The 16,622-nt window shown below is 46.8% G+C and carries 15 protein-coding genes and 2 pseudogenes; 9 read left to right on the top strand and 8 right to left on the bottom strand.

All coding sequences use genetic code 11. The features are described 5' to 3' along the window. The first annotated feature begins 75 nt into the window (after positions 1-75). The 3 genes from ELB75_RS11870 to ELB75_RS11860 all read left to right on the top strand — a co-directional run bounded on the left by ELB75_RS11870 (position 76) and on the right by ELB75_RS11860 (position 3,221). Positions 76-1,071, top strand: a complete 996-nt coding sequence (locus tag ELB75_RS11870; protein ID WP_126984069.1) for an enoyl-CoA hydratase/isomerase family protein — start codon at positions 76-78, stop codon at positions 1,069-1,071. A gap of 124 nt (positions 1,072-1,195) precedes the next feature. Then, entirely contained in the window at positions 1,196-2,437 is a 1,242-nt protein-coding gene (locus ELB75_RS11865) for an MFS transporter (RefSeq protein ID WP_126984068.1), read from the top strand. 37 nt (positions 2,438-2,474) lie between these two features. Next, positions 2,475-3,221, top strand: coding sequence for an SDR family NAD(P)-dependent oxidoreductase (locus tag ELB75_RS11860; RefSeq protein ID WP_206501459.1), 747 nt, complete (start codon positions 2,475-2,477; stop codon positions 3,219-3,221). A 215-nt stretch (positions 3,222-3,436) separates the two neighbouring features. Here ELB75_RS11860 and ELB75_RS11855 read toward each other — a convergent pair. After that, positions 3,437-3,577: pseudogene (locus ELB75_RS11855) on the bottom strand (IS1595 family transposase); the annotation flags it as partial. A gap of 680 nt (positions 3,578-4,257) precedes the next feature. Here ELB75_RS11855 and ELB75_RS12575 point away from each other — a divergent pair. Then, entirely contained in the window at positions 4,258-4,488 is a 231-nt protein-coding gene (locus ELB75_RS12575; RefSeq protein WP_164726903.1) for a ShlB/FhaC/HecB family hemolysin secretion/activation protein, read from the top strand. Between the two features lie 35 nt (positions 4,489-4,523). After that, on the top strand, positions 4,524-4,790 hold the full coding sequence (locus tag ELB75_RS11845) for a metallophosphoesterase family protein (RefSeq protein ID WP_241236090.1): 267 nt from the start codon (positions 4,524-4,526) through the stop codon (positions 4,788-4,790). A gap of 151 nt (positions 4,791-4,941) precedes the next feature. Here ELB75_RS11845 and ELB75_RS11840 read toward each other — a convergent pair whose 3' ends face one another. The 4 genes and pseudogenes from ELB75_RS11840 to ELB75_RS11825 all read right to left on the bottom strand — a co-directional run. Then, the gene (locus ELB75_RS11840; protein ID WP_126984065.1) at positions 4,942-5,166 is read right to left on the bottom strand and encodes a hypothetical protein; all 225 of its coding nucleotides are present in this window, start codon (positions 5,164-5,166) and stop codon (positions 4,942-4,944) included. Beyond that, on the bottom strand, positions 5,163-5,864 hold the full coding sequence (locus ELB75_RS11835) for a hypothetical protein (protein ID WP_241236089.1): 702 nt from the start codon (positions 5,862-5,864) through the stop codon (positions 5,163-5,165). Before ELB75_RS11835 ends, ELB75_RS11840 begins: the two co-directional genes overlap by 4 nt. After that, positions 5,815-6,378, bottom strand: coding sequence for a TolC family protein (locus tag ELB75_RS12745; protein ID WP_241236088.1), 564 nt, complete (start codon positions 6,376-6,378; stop codon positions 5,815-5,817). The genes ELB75_RS11835 and ELB75_RS12745 overlap by 50 nt, the downstream gene beginning before the upstream one ends. A gap of 53 nt (positions 6,379-6,431) precedes the next feature. Continuing rightward, positions 6,432-6,872, bottom strand: a pseudogene (locus tag ELB75_RS11825) (IS1595 family transposase); the annotation flags it as partial. Between the two features lie 231 nt (positions 6,873-7,103). Between ELB75_RS11825 and ELB75_RS11820 the strand changes: the two are divergent. From ELB75_RS11820 to qatD, 4 genes are read left to right on the top strand one after another with little or no spacing between them, the layout of a single operon-like run. Then, entirely contained in the window at positions 7,104-8,870 is a 1,767-nt protein-coding gene (locus ELB75_RS11820; RefSeq protein ID WP_126984063.1) for a KAP family P-loop NTPase fold protein, read from the top strand. Positions 8,871-8,873: 3 nt separating this feature from the next. Continuing rightward, a complete protein-coding gene (locus tag ELB75_RS11815; RefSeq protein WP_126984062.1) occupies positions 8,874-9,614 on the top strand; it encodes a hypothetical protein in 741 nt (246 codons plus the stop codon). Next, entirely contained in the window at positions 9,599-10,930 is a 1,332-nt protein-coding gene (gene qatC / locus ELB75_RS11810) for a Qat anti-phage system QueC-like protein QatC (RefSeq protein WP_241236087.1), read from the top strand. Before ELB75_RS11815 ends, qatC begins: the two co-directional genes overlap by 16 nt. Next, positions 10,927-11,658, top strand: a complete 732-nt coding sequence (gene qatD, locus ELB75_RS11805; RefSeq protein ID WP_126984061.1) for a Qat anti-phage system TatD family nuclease QatD — start codon at positions 10,927-10,929, stop codon at positions 11,656-11,658. Before qatC ends, qatD begins: the two co-directional genes overlap by 4 nt. Positions 11,659-12,186: 528 nt before the next feature. On the opposite strand, the gene ELB75_RS11800 is transcribed toward qatD, so the two are convergent. The 3 genes from ELB75_RS11800 to ELB75_RS11790 form a co-directional block, all read right to left on the bottom strand. Then, positions 12,187-12,672, bottom strand: a complete 486-nt coding sequence (locus ELB75_RS11800) for a toxin-activating lysine-acyltransferase (RefSeq protein ID WP_126984060.1) — start codon at positions 12,670-12,672, stop codon at positions 12,187-12,189. Positions 12,673-12,677: 5 nt separating this feature from the next. Beyond that, positions 12,678-14,462: a ShlB/FhaC/HecB family hemolysin secretion/activation protein gene (locus ELB75_RS11795; protein WP_126984059.1), complete on the bottom strand. Its 1,785-nt coding sequence runs from the start codon at positions 14,460-14,462 to the stop codon at positions 12,678-12,680. 320 nt (positions 14,463-14,782) lie between these two features. Continuing rightward, positions 14,783-16,504 carry a hemagglutinin repeat-containing protein gene (locus tag ELB75_RS11790; protein WP_126984058.1) on the bottom strand — a complete coding sequence of 574 codons (1,722 nt, stop codon included), beginning with the start codon at positions 16,502-16,504 and terminating at the stop codon, positions 14,783-14,785. Positions 16,505-16,622: the final 118 nt, after the last annotated feature.

Raw genomic sequence — 16,622 nt, 5'->3', positions numbered from 1 at the left:
TTCAGCGCAACGCCATTTTGTGTGTTGGTTTGCTGAAACCCGTTTCTTTTCCCACCCTGTTTTAGGAGCAATATTATGGCTATTAAAGGCAACTACGAAAACGATTCCGGCAAACGCAAAGAACTGTCCCACAAAGAGCTGAAAACCATTCCTCATATGCCCTTTGAGGAGTATTCCGAAATTCTGAAAGGCTGCATCCAAATGAAACGCGAACGCGGCATTTTGGAAGCCCGTATGCATACCAACGGCGGCCCCGTGCAATGGAGTGCTGAGCTGCATCAAGGCCTACACTATTTCTTCAACTGGGCCGGCCGCGATCCCGATAACGAAGTCATCATTTTGGGCGGTATCGGCCCGGATACCTTCAAAGGCATCGGCCGCACCAATGAAAAAGGCGAATGGCAGCCCGCTATCGAGTTTGCCTCCGATCCTGATGTGTCTTGGCGTATGTACGAATACCAATACTACGACGGCACCAACGACATTGAAGGCCAGATTTTCGATGTTGAGGTGCCCACCATCGGCGTATGGACCGGCGCCACCTTCCACTCTGACTTGGTATTATTCAGCGACATAACCCTCGCTACCGAAGATGCTTGGACCACTGAAATGCACTTCCGTACCAACATGGTGCCCGGTGACGGCGTACAAATCGCTTGGCGTGAACTGATGGGTCGCAAACGCTTCGCCTATGCAGAGCTGACTGGTGAAATCATCACTGCCCGCAAGGCACTGAAACTGGGCATGATCAACGAGATCTGCACCGACACCGAAGCTGCCTACAAACGCGCTTGGGAAATCGCCGACCTGATTATGCAAACTGGTACTCGTGTAACCCGCCGCATCACTACCCAGATTTTGCGTCAGCCTTGGAAAGAAGACATCGCCAAAGAACTGCGCGGTTCTTTCGCCACTGAAATGTTCGTAACTGCCACCGAACACTCTCCGCACGAAGCCAGCTTCTGGGATCAGGCCAAAGAAGAAGCTGCTCTGGTAATCGCTGCCGAGAAGAAAGGCAAAGTAATTCGTCCGCGCTTGAATGGTGGCCAAGAAGAGGACGAGATCAAGTAAGTTATTTACCTTGCTGAGATTATCGCTCTTCTGATTGAGCAAAATAACGGGGTTAGCTCAATAATGGGCACCCCGTTTTCACTTGGTATTTTTCAAATACTGCTATTTATACGGAAGCTGCATCATGAATACCGAAGCCAAACCCAGCCTCAATTTCGGCAAACAGGGCTGGACAGTCATCCTCATGCAGGCATGTATGTTTTGGGTGATGGCTGGTGCTTGTACACACGGCCTGAACGTAAGCCTACCAGAATTGTCCAAACTTTATAACCTGGATTACAAAGAACTGCTGTTTTATGTCACCCCTGCCTCATGGGCAGCCATTCCCGCTGCACCGATTTTTTCGTGGGCAATTGAGAAAAAGGGATTGAAATTTAATATAGTACTTTCCTGCCTGGCCTGTGCCATATGTTTTGGCCTGTTGGGTTACGCCAATTCCATCTTGAGCTTTGCGCTGTTGTTTGCAGGAGTGAGCTTTTTTGGTACTGGTGCGGCTTATGTGGGCGGTACAGGGCTGGTGGCAAACTGGTTTGTACGCAAACAGGCCTTGGCTCTGGGATTTATTACCTTCGGTCAAACTTTTTCCAGCGCGTTTTTTGTGCCGGTGTTGGCTGCATCGTTTGCCATGTTTACCGTACCACACGGCTTTTGGATTATGTCGGTGATTATGGTGGCTTTGGCCTTGGTAGTTGGTTTGCTGATTGCCAACAGACCTGAAGATGTGGGGCTGCTGCCCGATAACGAGCCTGCTCCGGTATCTGCCGAACCTGCACCAAAAGCCAGCAGTCTAACCAATGGCCAATTGATGAAAATGAAAGATATTTGGCTTATGGGTGTGTCTACCGGCATGATTTACATTATGTTGGTTGGCGTAGTTAGCCAGATGGTACCGCGCCTGTTAGAGCTTGGTTTCCCAATGGAAAAAGCAATTTTCTATATGAGCGCGTCTGCCCTGTTTGGTACGTTTGGTGCATATGGCTGGGGCTGGTTGAATAACAAAGTCGGTATTAAAAACGCTCTGCTGATTTACACCGTTTGGTGGATGGTGGCCATCGGCTTGAATATTACTAATAACTCCACCGTCCTGCTGCTTTTGTTGGCCATGATTGGCTTAGCACTACCCGGCGCTACCAATTACAGCACTGCTTTCGTCTCCACTAAATTTCCACGTGCTGCATATATTAAGGCTTTAGGCATTGTCCATCCCGTGCAATCGGTAGTGCGCTGTTGTGCTTTCTCCATCTTAGCGTTCGGGCTGACTGTGTTTGGCGGTTATACCGGTGCCTATATATTGCTGATTGCTATCGGCGCAATAACCTTGGTACTGATTTGGATGACCGATCTAACTCCGGTCAAAGAACAATAATTTTCACCTTAAATTACTTATAGAAAAAGGAAATATCATGAGATTGAAAGACAAAATTGCTATTGTTACTGGCTCTAGTTCTGGTATCGGCGAAGAAACCGCCAAACTATTTGCCCGCGAAGGTGCTACGGTCATCTTGACTGCCCGCAGCAAGGAGAAATTGGCAAATGTGGAAGCTGAAATTCGTGCTGCCGGTGGTAAATGTGCCATTGTTCCCGCCGACGTAACTATTGAAGCTGACTGCCGCCATCTAATTGAAGAAACCGTAAAAAACTTTGGCCGCATCGATATTTTGGTAAACAACGCAGGCATCGCCGACAAACATATGCCAATTACCAAATGCAGCACCGCATGGTGGGACGAGGTCATCCTTACCGATCAAACCTCTGTATTCTATCTAACCAAGGCAGCATTGGAGCATATGACAAAAGGGTCGATTGTAAACGTGTCTTCTATCGGCGGTGTATTCGGTTCAGCAGGCATTTCCTATTCAGCTGCAAAAAGTGCACTGCTTGGTATGACCAAAAATATTGCCATCCAGTTTGCGGGCAAAGGCATACGCTGCAATGCTGTTTGTCCAGGCCCTACCCCCACTCCGCTTAACACACCGGAAAAACTCGCCACCTTTGACGAGTTCGCTGAGCAATGCGCCCAACACATGAACATGGGCTTGCCACATACTCCTGCTATCCAGCAGGCACAGGCAATTTTGTTCTTTGCCTCTGACGAATCCGATGGTACGACCGGGCAAGTATTGGTAGTGGACAACGGTATTACTTTGTAAATTTTTGGCTAAAAGGACATTGGGGATAGTTTTTCATTCCAAATGTCCTTTTATCTTTGTTGTAGTATTAAACGACTGCTGTTGAAATTAGTGCCAACATCATCAGCTTCCAAGTATTCAGCTGACATGGCAACCAGCTTGCTGCCAGCCGTGACGGGAACATCCTCGACACCAGTGAACTGCTGAATAAATAATGGGGCTGTACTAGATTAGCCCTAAATTCCACACCAATCCCGCAGGATTTTAAGCTGCTGGGATAGTGTGCCGAAGTTAAACCGAAATTCGCATTCTTTCAAGAACGGCGGGAAGAATTTGCAATCGATTCCGTTGTATTTGCGTAAGACGCGTTTTGCCTGAACCAATATTAACCAAACCTCTAACCAATAAAATAAGCCGCCCTGATTTGGGCGGCCTTTTTGTTATCGGGTGGACAGATACATCTCGCGAATCTGTTCTGGGGTAGGTTTGGCTAATCCCCATTGGTCATTAGTACAGTGCAGGACAGACTTCCTGCTTCGGCAAACATAACGTTCCATCCGCCAACTCGCATACATCTCCATGTCGGCGTACTCGACTATTTCCCTTTTCACCATTAGCCCACCTACCAACCCGACGACCATTGAGCCGAACCCGATGGAAGAAAATCAGCTTCGCCCTCGCTCGGTTGAGACCGAGCTCAGAGTATGCCGACGGGCTTCTCACCGAATCCCGTCTCGACAACCCGACGGCCATCGTGTTAAACCCGATGGAAGAAAACCAGCTTCGCCCTCGCTCGGTTGAAACCGAGCTCAGAGTATGCCGACGGGCTTCTTACCGAATCCCGTCTCGCCAACCCGACGGCCATCGTGTCAAACCCGATGGGGAAAGTCAGCCAAAATTTCCAAGATCACCGATGTATATATACTATATATGATATATATATTCTTATAATAGGTACTTATATATTATATATAAATATAAGTATGCGCTTTAAACAAAAAAAGCAATCTCTAGGACATATCATAGCTCCACTTTTCCTAGATCCCACCACGCGCACTTGAGCGCGTTCCTTTTGGCCTATGTCTCTTACAGCCGCGACTTGGGGCATAAAAATGATTTGACCGATAGGAACGGACAAAAAACCGACAGCGGTACCCGCAGCTACGGTGCGCATTATTCGGTACCGTTCGGCAATTGGCTCTTGGCCTGGAACGCCGGCGATTTCGGCAACGGCTTGGCCGCCATGCGGCAGTTTCAGGCAGCCTGCAACGAGGCGGGCAAAGCGTGATTGCCGACAACGGCTTTGACTGAGTGTTTTACGTGATGGGCAACCACGAATATTACGGCGACGCGCTGCACAAAGTGGTCGGACGGATTCAGGCGGCTCTGGACGGCAGCCCGATACTGAAAGCGCACATGAGCATCCTGCATAACCAGTGCGCTATGCTCGACAACGGGCGCGTGCAAATTATTGGCGCACCGTTTTGGTATCAGGTGGCGCATGGGGACGAATATGCGGTGGCACAAAGGTCGAGCGACTACCGCTACATCAAGGTTAAACGCGGCAACCGTTACGCCAAACTGCTGTAAGCGGTAAATTCGCGGTTTCATTGAAACTCCCTCTGACAATAATGGCAGATTAGGCGGTTTGCGCATGACAAAACAGGGGTATTTTTGGCAAAAGAAAAGCGCCCCAAAGGGCGCCAAAAGAAGATGTCGGAATAACCGGAACTAGGAGATTTTAAACTGTACCTACCAGGGCTAAGGCTTCCTGCTCACTCAGATTGTGTACGTCAAGATTGGCTTGTATATAGCACTCGTCCCACCAATAACCGGATTCGCTGTAGTCCCACTGCCGGGTATGCCGATTGAAGAAGGCGCATTCGTAAATATTGCCGTCTTCATCCTCATCACCACGAATAATGATGTCCGGGTTGCCGTCTACTTTCCAATATTGATGTTTCATCGTATCCCTGCTTTCGTTTGAATCGTACTGATGCCGGGCGGGGTCGGGATTTGCCTGCTTAATTCTACCATCTGACGCTGCAATTCGGCACGTCTTTCCGTACTGGTGGAGATTTCCCGCGCCTCTTCGTAGAGTTTGTGCAACTCGTTATTTTTCAAATTGAAGCTCTGCTCGGTATGGAATTGCAGCTCGAATACCTGTCCATTTTTGATGATGGTCGTATTGATGCCTTTATACACCGCATTTTTACGCCAAGTATTCGACACCTTGTTGGTTTGGTAACCGCTGGCTGCCAGTTTCTCCTGCAGCTGCCAATACTGGCTGACAAAACTCTCCCCGTCCAGCAACACCGTATATCTCAACACATCCGTAATATTAGCGGCGGCACGGGCCGGTGTTACATCACGTCGCCATGTTTTGCTTTCAATCTTGCGAATTAGGGATTCGCGGCCTTTGAAACGGTAATCCAACCCGGCCATACGCGCTTGCACGGCGGCAGCCATCCGTTGTAAGTCGCCCGTTATTATCGGCTCGATGGCGGCGGCCCGTTTCAACAACCCATCCGCTTCCGCAGCGATCTCGGTTTGTACTTTTTCCACCGTAGGGTTCAGGCTGCCGATTTCGTCCCGATACACCGCCTCGGTGTAACTAAAGGTATTTGGATGTGCCGGCCACGGGCATTCGTCCACCGGATACACGCCCTGACCCAGCCCGTATAAATCCGCTGCCGCATGCTCGTCGCAAATATCCACCCGTGGATGGCGCGGTGATGGCAGATTGCGCCGCCTCGCTATTGATACGGGGAGGATTTGGTACGATCGAGACCGCCGGATTGGCTAGGGCGCTTGTGCGGTTTGTGCCCCGGTTGCCGGCAGCGAACAATTCGCGGCGCAGCTGCTGTTGCCGAGTGACTTCACCCAAAATGCTGGGCTCTTTCAGCAGCCGCATATAGGCCAAGACATAGCCGTAGCGTGTCTGTGCCAGTTGCTGTTCGGCATCGGCGGCAGCCTGTTGTGCCTGCAGTTCTTCCAATAGGCTGCGCACGCCCACTTGCCGCCCCAAACGGGTGGATTCCAGTTTGGCGCGGTTGCTTTCCAACAGGCGCTGCTGGGCGAGGATGCGGTATTGGTGGCCGTAGGCATCGAGGTAGGCTTGGCGCACCGTCTGCCGAACTTGGCGCTCGGTGGCGGTAAGCAATTCGTGCTGTTGCAATTCGCGGGCAGTGGTTTCACGGATACGGCTGTTGGTTTGGCCGCCGTCGTATAATGGATAAAACCGCTCACATCCAACTTGTCGTAGCTGCCCAGACTATCGGTATAAACAATACTGTCCGGCATGATTTTCTTTTTAATGACAGGGAGTAACGTTTCAGACTTGGCATTATCCACCACAACGGTATAGACCCGTCCGTTGCGTTTCAGGATGCCAAAGACAACCACTTTTCCTGCCGCACTGCGACCACGTCTGCCTTTACGCCGTCCGCCGAAATAGCTTTCGTCCAACTCGACGGAGCCCTCGAAAACCTCATCGGCAGCCAAGGCCAAATGATGGCTGATGACCATACGGATTTTGCGGTAGAACAGAATGGCGGAGTTAGGCTGAATGTCTAAAATATCGGCAGCGGAACGGGCGGTAACTTCGAGTACAAAAAATTCAAGTAGTTTCTTTTGAACTCTCTTGCTTAATTTACAATTGGTTATCTGCATTTTTGTAGACTAACATAACTGCTAATCTACGTTAGCCCCAAATCATTTGTCACCTAGCAAACCCAAATTTGCTAGACACTTTAACAAGCTCAGAATTTGGGTGTGAATCATAACAAACAGAGTTTTATTCTAAACTACACAAATACTTTATCATCATAAAAAAATTTTAAATATTTGATAAAAAGTGTTTTATAATATAAATACTTATATTTTATAAATGCGAGCAATTTAATGTGGTCAGATACTGAATCTAAAGAAGACTATCTCAATTTTGGCGAAGTGTCGCAAATTGTTACTGAAATATTAGAAACTGAAGCTATGCTTCCCGTTTCGATAGGTGTTTTTGGCAACTGGGGGGCAGGCAAGTCCTCTCTATTAAATTTAATTGAGCAACAAATCAAACCTGATGAGTGGATTATAATTAAATTTGATGCTTGGCTCTATCAGGGATTTGATGATGCCAGAGCGGCGCTTTTGGAAACTATTGCAAGCCATTTGATTCAGGCCGCCAAAGATGAAGAAACCATCTTGCAAAAATCCAAAAACTTATTTGCAAGAATTAATGGTTTGCGTTTGCTTGGTTTAATGGCCGAAGGAGCTGCGTTGGCTGCAGGAGTGCCAACTTTTGGCTTAATTTCCAAAACATTTGAAACAGCAAAAGAATCATTGGATGGTGTTCAAAATGAAACAGAAAGTAAGCAAATTGTAGAAGTAGGGAAAAATCTTGTTGATTCAGGGAAAAATCTTATCAAGCCAAAAGAGAAACAAACACCACCACAACAAATCGATGAGTTTAGAAAAGAATATGGCGAAATATTGCAGGATTTAGGTAAAAAGCTGGTTATTGTGATTGATAATCTTGACCGTTGTCTGCCTGCTAATGCTATTCAGACATTGGAGGCGATTCGTTTATTTTTGTTTTTAAATCGGACGGCATTCATTATCGCGGCTGACGAGGAGATGATTCGCCATTCAGTTGCCGAACATTACAAAGATTTGTCGTATCGTCATCAAATTGATTATTTGGACAAGCTCATTCAGATTCCTATTCGTGTACCCAAAGCAGGTGTGCTTGAAATTCGTGCATATTTATATATGCTGTACGCCATTCATCAAAAAATACCAACCGAAAAATTAGCAAGCTTACGCCAATTTTTAGAAACTCATTTGCAACAATCTTGGAAAAGTCAATCTTTAAGTCCAGAAGAAGTGGCCAAAACTATTGAAGAGCAACATAATCAAGCTCTATTGTCAGATTTTGAACGCGCAAACAGAATAGCTCCTTTATTAGCAAATTCACCTAATATTCACGGTAATCCTAGAATTGTAAAACGTATTTTAAATATCATTAAAATGCGTGTTCAAATCGCAAACAAGCGTCAAATACCGTTAGAGGAAGCGATTATTACCAAATTGGTGATTTTTGAGCGATGTGTGGATTCTGATGTGGTAACAAATTTTTATCAGCGTATTAATGAAGAAGAGGGTAAACCTGAATTATTAAAAGAGCTGGAAAATAACAATGAGCAAAATTTATCAAAACTCTCTGAAAATAAGCCTACTCAAGCATTTATCAAAGAATGGGCAAAGTTAGAGCCAAAATTATCCAATGTTGATTTGCGCACAGCGATCTATTTATCCAGAGAAACCATACCGCTAAATACTTATACCGCTCAACTTTCTCAAAAAGCCCAAGATGCTTTAAACATTTTACTTACAACCACATCAAGAACAGGCTCACAAGGTACCAAAGATACCATTCAACAACTAACAATGGATGAACAAATCTCTGTTATGGACGCGTTAGTGGAACAATTAAGAAAAGTGGATAACTGGGCTAAAAGTCCAAATGGTTTTATGGGGGCTTGTTTGTTAGCTAAGTTTTCAGAAGGCGGTGCAAAAATTTTAAATCGTTTTATTATTGAATTGAAAAATAAAGGTTTTAATTATCCGTGGTTTAATGCAAGATTAAAAAGCGAAACTTGGTATCAGGAGTAAGCAATGGGTACTTCACAATCTAGCGTAGGACCAAATGGTCGTTCACCTTTGTTACCGGCTTGGGTTGATGACAGCCAAGCAACGACTCAAACGCCAGATCCACAGAGATTAAGGGGAGTGCGTCAAGCAATCGGTAGGGCTGTACGAGGCGGTGGACGTGATGATGTATGTAAAGCACTTGGTCATTATGCACGAAAAGCCAGTGGTGGTAAGCATACAGCCGTCCAAAAATTGGGGAAAATTACCCAAGCAGGTTCGGGTTTATTTGGTATTTTTTCAGGCAGCCAGCAGCAACAATATTCGGTTAATTTACATAGTTTAAATGGTCAGCATTGTGATCAAGTCATCAACCAAATTACCGAACTTTTGGCTGGTCATCACGGTGACTCAGACAAAATTCGTTCTGCAATGAATATTGCTTTATCAGAAGCATTGGAAGGAATGACAACTTTTGATGAAAACAGTATTTCAGTTGAAGTTATTGCTAAGATGATGATTTGTTATTTAACTGAAAGTATTTTTCTGCAAATTGTACACGATGCTGGTAAGGCGTGGAATAAAGGTAACGATCTTGTTCAAATTTCAAACGTTGAAAATGATTTGAGACAATTAGTTCATGAGGTGGTGGATATTACGCTTGCCCCTAAATTTACGGATGATGTTTGTCAGTTAACAACCGAACAAATGCAAGAAATTCAAAACCAAGCTATTTTGGAAATTTGGGAAGAATGGGAGAATTATTGATGAATCAATTATTTTTTCACCACGATATTGAGCAATTAAAAAATTTGCCTAATGGTGTTTTACCTATTCGTCTTTATGGTACGGGCAATAAAAGTTTACAAATTGCTCATATTGGTAATATGGTTTTGGATAGAGTAAGAAGATTAGGTGTTGAACTCAATAATCAAGTAATGGATTTTCTAACTATTGCTATGGCAGTTACAGCAGCAGATACTTTTATTTTGCGAAAAGATACTGCAAATGGCTGGTGTCGTTCCTTTTCTATTACTTTACCATTGTGCCAGCCAGATATTTGGCAAGCAAACAAAGTTCATTTAGAACAGATTTTACACTTTTTAAGTGGTGATATTTGGCAATTTGATTTTCAGGCAGGCGGACAATTACCTCCACAGCCCTATAAATTAAGTGGCAGAACTAAATTGGTAGATTTAAGAAATAAAGACTGTGTTTGTTTATTTTCAGGTGGGTTGGATTCAGCAATTGGGGTAATTGATTTATTGGAGCAGGGACATTCACCGGTTTTAGTTAGTCATTCTTATAAAGGTGATAAATCACGTCAGCAAGCCATTATTCAGCAACTTAACCAAAATGGTTATATTAATCAATTTTCCCAATTTGATGCGATTGCACAACCACATTTAAATAATGAAAAAAGCACTGAAATCACAATGCGAACTAGAAGTTTAAATTTTTTGGCATTTGCCATTGTATCAGCTTATGCATTACAGGAAGTCGCGCAAAAAAAGATTGATATTTTAGTGCCTGAAAATGGGGTAATTTCAATCAATGCACCTTTAACAGTACGCAGAGTAGGCGCTTTAAGTACCCGTACCACTCACCCTTATTTTATCCAAGAAATACAAAAATTTTTCACTGCGGTCAATATTCCTTTCACTTTAAGAAATCCTTATCAATTTAAAACCAAAGGACAAATGATAGCAGAATGCAAAAATTTACTATTATTACGGCAAATTATCCCTGATACTGTTTCGTGTAGCCATTGGAAACGCAAAAATCAACAATGCGGGGTTTGTGTTCCATGCCTGATTCGTAGAGCGTCATTGCATTATGCAGGCATTACCAATGATACCCAATATGAATTTAATGACATTCGGCAAATTTTAATAAATCAGGATAGAAGAGATGATTTATTTGCTTTAATGAGTGCTATTCGTCAAAAAGATTATCGCAACATCAATCAATGGGTTTTACAAAGTGGTCCACTACCCATTCAACAACTAAATCAGTTTGCAAATGTTTTTATGACTGGTTTGGATGAAGTGGAGCAACTTTTAATAGAGAACCAAATATTATGATGGATATGCATTGCCATTTGGATTTATATACCAATCCACAATACGTTGCAAAACGATGTAAAGATGAAAATATTTATGTCTTATCTGTTACAACCACACCAAAAGCGTGGTATGGAACAAGTTCATTAGCAAAAGATTGTCCTCGTATTCGTACCGCCTTGGGATTGCATCCGCAACTGGCTCACGAACGTTGGCAGGAGTTGGATTTGTTTGATGCATTATTAAATCAAACTCGCTATGTGGGTGAAATTGGGCTGGATGGCGGAAAAAAGTTTAAAACACATTGGGCAACCCAATTAAAGGTTTTTCGCCATATTTTAAGAAGCTCAGCAAAATCTGGAGGAAAAATATTAAGCATACATTCTAGAATGAGTGCAAATGCTGTACTAGATGAATTAATTCAAGTAAATGGTAATTTACCAATCCTTCATTGGTTTTCAGGCACAAAACAACAGCTAAAACAAGCGATTGAAATAGGCTGCTATTTTTCTGTAGGACCTGCGATGTTAAGTAGTAAAAAGGGTTATGAGTTGGTTCAACTCATACCAATAGAAAAAATATTAGTTGAAACTGATGGCCCTTTGGGGAATTTTAAAAAACAAGCTTTATTCCCATGGAATGCCAATGTTGCCATTGCAATATTGGCAGATATTTGGGGGAGGAATATTTCGGAAGCTGAAAATATATTGAGGCAAAATCTATTTAGCTTAGTTGCAAAATATATATAAACTACAACCCATCCTTATCTTATAAATTCTCCTTTGGATATATCTATACAAAATGGTTTTCCTATAATGATGGCTTATGTCGTGTTTTAGAATAGAAAATCTATCATTAATTTGGTTTAATATTTGCAAGAAAAAAGAAAACTTTTAGGAGAAAATTATCATGAAATTTATTTTCTCTGGATAATAAAAAATCTTCAGAAGCTTTAATATTTTTATGTTTCTCAATATGAGACCAATTATTAAAACAAACAATTAAAATAAAACTCAAGGGAACAAGGGAAATTGGGCCTCACACTCTTTTGGCCAGATACAACTAGAAAAAGAAACGCAACATACCCTATTTTGGCTATTGTTATTGTTCAGAACTACCCAGCTTTCCCTGGCAGTAAACCGCCTAACTGAAAAACGTATTTAGAAAATTTTCTTTTTCAATGCCCTAGCTTTTTTACTATCCAATCAGACAATCAAAATTGGCTTAAAGAACAAAATGGATGGTATTTCATCTCTTTTATTCTTCAAGCCAATTTCTCAGGTAGCCTCCTCATCTGCCCGCCTGCCGGCAAACCGTACGATTCTTGCTTTGCCCGGCCCTGACCGGTGGTACAGGGCGTAGGCTTTCGGCTGTTTGGAGAACAGATAGCGCTGAGTGAGGGTCTTCATCTTCAGACTGTCGCCGTATGGGGCGAACCAGTCGACAATCCATATCCGGCTGCCGCTTTGCCAATTGGCGGGGGTGTGCAATACGCTGTCGGATTGCAGGTATTGTGCTTCTGTTTCCGGACTGAGCATCGCCCAAGAGAAATAGCCCAATATACTGCCTTGTTCGGCAAACAGGGCGAATTGGCCGTTATCCAACGCGGGCAGCACGTATCTGCCCAGTTCCATCAGCGGTGCTTCGCTGTAGGGCGGGGTGTGCAGCCACAGCCAAGTGATGGCGCCCAATACCTCCGCCCGGTTCCAATGCTCATGGGGAAACAGGGCGGGGCTGATGATGTCGATTCCTTCAAATTGCATAGCGGCTAGAACGAGTAATTCAGGTTGAAGCCGAAAACGGGCTTGTCGGCCGGGAAGTGGGTGGGTTTATGCAGCGAGCGACCGGCAAAGATATCGTAATACAGATTGCCGCCCAGGTTGAATTGGCCTTTCAAGCCCAATACGCCACCGGCCAACGTTTGCCCGAGCAGCCACTCGGCTGAGGGGCCGGACACATGGCCGACATCGGCACCGATATACACCTGATGGCCGTTGCGGTATTGCCAAGCCAGGGTGTTTTGCCAATACCAGCCGCGCTCGGCGGATAGGGAAAGCTCGCCATCGAAACCGCGCACGGTGTAGCGGCCGCCGATGGCCAGTTTGTCTTGCGGGGTGAGCGGGCTTTTATTCCACTGGGCGTGAATGGAGGTATCATAGGCAAAGGCTTGCCGGCCGATTTGGAAGGGCTGGTTGAAATCGGCGGTGGCGCTGATGATTTTCATGCGGGAAGTGCCCTCGCCGAATTTCTCTTCCGGAGCCCGCAGCGCATCCTGCATGCCGGTGCCGCGCTTGTAGTTAATGGCCAGGTTTAAGATGGCGCTACCGAAGTATTCTCTATGAGTGAGGCTGGCAGACCAGCCTGCAGTACGGCGACGCTGAACGTCGATTTCGGCATCGTTCACGAAACTCTGTGATTCTCGCCACCATACTTTCATGCCAAAATGGGTTTTACGGCGGGCATCACGGTAAAGCAGCCGGGTGAAACCGATGTCGGTATTATGGCTTCTACCGTTGTAATCATAGTTTTCCGATAGGCCGGCTACTGCCTGATGGTAGCGATAGCCATTGTGGTTCACTGCCCAGAGCCACTTGCCGAAGGGAAAGGAATAATGCAGGGCATAGCTGCTGGTGCCGCTGCCGGTGCGTATGCCGCTATAATCGGTCAGGGTATTCTTATGCCCCAGATCGCGGCCATAGGAAACATAAAACAAATCGCTCAGGCCAAGCGGGTTATCCAACGACAACGTAATATTGCCCTGATATTTCCCCGTGGCCTTGCTGCCCGAATCATCCGCTCCGATACTCAGCCGAAACGGCAACAGGCGCTGCCGCCATACGATAACCACATCGCTTTCGTTTGGCTGTGCGCCCGGTTCAATCCGGATATCCGCCTCGGCGCTGGGTATCCGTTTGAGGTTTTCCAGCCCTTGCTCCAAATTGCGCAGGTTGAGGATATCGCCTGCCGCGGTGGGGAACTCATTCTGAAACGCACTAATCCTTTCGGCATGGGTGGTTTCTTGATTAGCCAATTCAACCCGTATGCTGCTAATTTTCCCGGCAATTACCGTGAGTTCCAGCCTACCCGATTTTAAATCTTGCGGTGCGGCCAAAATACGTGTGGTGGTGTACCCCCTGCCGATTACGGCGTTCTGTGCCAAGGTCATAATCCGGTTGATAGCTTGTGCACCCAAACAATCTCCCGGTTGGAAATTGCTTTGCCGCAAAGCCGCATCCAAAGCAAATTGAAACTTCTCGGCGGATTCGCCCACCAAGGAAACTTGCTGAATTGGGAAACACAGCTCATCGCTAGCCGGCTGGGCATCTGGTTGCGCCTGATTATGTTGTGTGGAATCTAAAAAGACATCTTGCGTTGGCTGCTGTTGCTGCTGCAATTGTTGTTGCTGTTGTTGCTGCAAAATATTCTGTTGGGTTTGCTGCTGTACGGAGCGGTCAATCACCTCTTGCGGAAAAGGTGTGGCCAAAACAGAAGGGACGGATAATGCGGATAGAGCAAGGAAACAGACACTTTGGCTAAAAGGGAAGGATTTCATATGGCGCTGATGTGTTGATGTGGAAATAAAATGATATACGTTTGATTATTGAGCTGAGCACAGGCGGATTGTACCGAACTCCCGACATTGATGGAGAGCATGGCGGCAAATAAGGAGCAAACTTGTTGCCAAAGTGGTATGGCAGCCGGTTCAAAGGCCAACCTGATAGAGGCTACCTGAAAATTTCTTCCCTACAAGCAAGACATTATTTGGGCTGGATAGCATGATCAGCCATGGTAGCTGACGGAATTTGTTCAGTTGTTACCTGTTTGGGTAGTATTGGGAAAAGGCTACCTGAAAATTTTTCAGGTAGCCTTTTTCTAAGCATATTGTTCCATCAGTTCTATAATTTCTTTAAAGCCTTCTCGTTCGGAACGATAGTGCTTGGTAAAAGCCGATAGCTCCATCCCGCTATTTGCATTGGGGTAGTGCACATCCCCGCCGTTTTCCAGCATCTTTTTCAATACGTCCAGCCGATGCGGCATGGCGCCCATCATGCCTAAGGGAATCACATTGTCCTGGTTAGGGATGTTGGGATTGGCCTGAATATCGATATCCTGTGCCGCTACGACGTCGGCCACCTGCTGTACGTAGTTTTCACCGGCATGCATGCGTACGCTGCCGTTCAGGCTGCCGAGCTGGCTGCGTACCTGCTCGACCTGCTGTTGCCGCTCTTGGCGGGTGTGTTTCATCCAGCCGTTGAAGTGCTCGGTGTCGGAAATGACGGCCGAACCGATGCCGCTGCTGATCTCGCGCTCGCTGCTGCGGCTGCTGTTTTGGCTGGACAGCAGGCGGATGTCGCCGCCGGCACGGAGGGTGAGGTCTTGTTCGGCTACGGCACTGCTGCCGATCAGGCTGATGTCGCCCCGTTCGGCCTGCAGACTGGCCCGTCCGCCTGCCGACAGTTGGGTGCCGGTGAGGCGGCTCAGCTCGGCATCGCCCTGTGAGCGGTCGTTGAAGGTGCCGCCGGCAGTGAGGTGGTCGCGGTTGTCGATGGAGAAGCCGCTGCGCCGGCTGCGGGAGTGTTGGCTTTGCTCGTCGGCGGCAAAGCCCAAGCGGATGTGCTCGGCTGCCTGCAGCACGGCGTCGCCTTCGGCACTCAGCTTGGCCCCTTGGCTGTTGATGCTGCCTTGTGTGGCGACGATGTTCAGGTTCTTACCGGCGGTGGCGGAGGTGACGACGGCTTCGCTGTGCTGCCGGGATTTTTCCGAAAGGGAGCGGCTGCGCCCGCCGGTCACCACCACCGGGGTGCTGGCGGCCATAACGGCTTTGCTCATGGCGCTCTCGTGCTGCATCCATTTGCCTACCCAGCTGTTGCTGTAGCCGCCGTTGCCTTTGGTGCGCTCGTAGGCATTTCTGGCTGCAGTGTAAACATCATAAGTGAAGCCGACGGCAAAGCCGGACTGTTTGCTGCGTTGCTCGGTCTGCCGGCTGCTGCTGACATGGCCGGCATCCAGGTTGACTTCTTTGCCTTGCAGGTGCAGGTTGCCGCCGGCAGCCAAACGCGCGGCTTGGGCATCCAATTCCTGTCCGGCGACGATGACGGTATCGCCACGGATACTGCCGACCTGGGATAGGGTCAGGCTGCGGTGTTGTGCGTTTTGCTGCAGGCTGTTGTCGGATTTGCTGTAGCCGATGCTGGCCACGCCGTCTTTGAAACCGCCCACCAGGCCGGAGCGCTGCTCGCGTTCGTAAGTTTGGCTGGCGGCGGTGTTTTCTGCGGCACGGATCTGGATGCGCCCGTCGGCGGTGAGCCGGTTTTGCTCGTTAGCAATCACTTGGCTACCTGAAACGGTCATGTCCCGACCGGCATGCAGTTGGAGATGGTCGGCCAATACGCTGCTGCCGACGGCGGTTTGCGCTTCGGTGCGAATGTTGCTGGTATTGGTTTGTTTGTAATAGGCAAGCAATCGGATAGAGGCTACCTGAAAAGTTTCAGGTAGCCTTTGCTGGTTCCGAAACGGTTGGTATTGGGTTGTTAAAGAACGGGAGCAGTAAGGATTATGGAGGAAGAGAGATTTTTCAGGTAGCTTTGAAGTCATCGAGGCTCATAGAGGCTACCTGAAAAATATCCGTACCCGCCCTTGGTTTTCGGAGGAGAATTTCCCCAACCATATCTTCCGACTAACGGAATTGGTTCAATGGTTTCCATCCAAGACA

Origin of the sequence: Eikenella corrodens (genome assembly GCF_003990355.1) — a bacterium.
GTDB lineage: Bacteria > Pseudomonadota > Gammaproteobacteria > Burkholderiales > Neisseriaceae > Eikenella > Eikenella corrodens_B.
This window is presented reverse-complemented; position numbering and strand designations above follow the sequence as displayed.

Excerpts from the sequence above, each read along its gene's own strand:
- ELB75_RS11790 (WP_126984058.1), bottom strand. The coding sequence starts at position 16,504 with ATGACTTCAAAGCTACCTGAAAAATCTCTCTTCCTCCATAATCCTTAC.
- ELB75_RS11870 (WP_126984069.1), top strand. The coding sequence starts at position 76 with ATGGCTATTAAAGGCAACTACGAAAACGATTCCGGCAAACGCAAAGAA.
- ELB75_RS11845 (WP_241236090.1), top strand. The coding sequence starts at position 4,524 with ATGGGCAACCACGAATATTACGGCGACGCGCTGCACAAAGTGGTCGGA.
- ELB75_RS11795 (WP_126984059.1), bottom strand. The coding sequence starts at position 14,462 with ATGAAATCCTTCCCTTTTAGCCAAAGTGTCTGTTTCCTTGCTCTATCC.
- ELB75_RS11840 (WP_126984065.1), bottom strand. The coding sequence starts at position 5,166 with ATGAAACATCAATATTGGAAAGTAGACGGCAACCCGGACATCATTATT.
- ELB75_RS11800 (WP_126984060.1), bottom strand. The coding sequence starts at position 12,672 with ATGCAATTTGAAGGAATCGACATCATCAGCCCCGCCCTGTTTCCCCAT.
- ELB75_RS11865 (WP_126984068.1), top strand. The coding sequence starts at position 1,196 with ATGAATACCGAAGCCAAACCCAGCCTCAATTTCGGCAAACAGGGCTGG.
- ELB75_RS11860 (WP_206501459.1), top strand. The coding sequence starts at position 2,475 with ATGAGATTGAAAGACAAAATTGCTATTGTTACTGGCTCTAGTTCTGGT.
- qatD (WP_126984061.1), top strand. The coding sequence starts at position 10,927 with ATGATGGATATGCATTGCCATTTGGATTTATATACCAATCCACAATAC.
- ELB75_RS11820 (WP_126984063.1), top strand. The coding sequence starts at position 7,104 with ATGTGGTCAGATACTGAATCTAAAGAAGACTATCTCAATTTTGGCGAA.
- ELB75_RS11815 (WP_126984062.1), top strand. The coding sequence starts at position 8,874 with ATGGGTACTTCACAATCTAGCGTAGGACCAAATGGTCGTTCACCTTTG.
- qatC (WP_241236087.1), top strand. The coding sequence starts at position 9,599 with ATGGGAGAATTATTGATGAATCAATTATTTTTTCACCACGATATTGAG.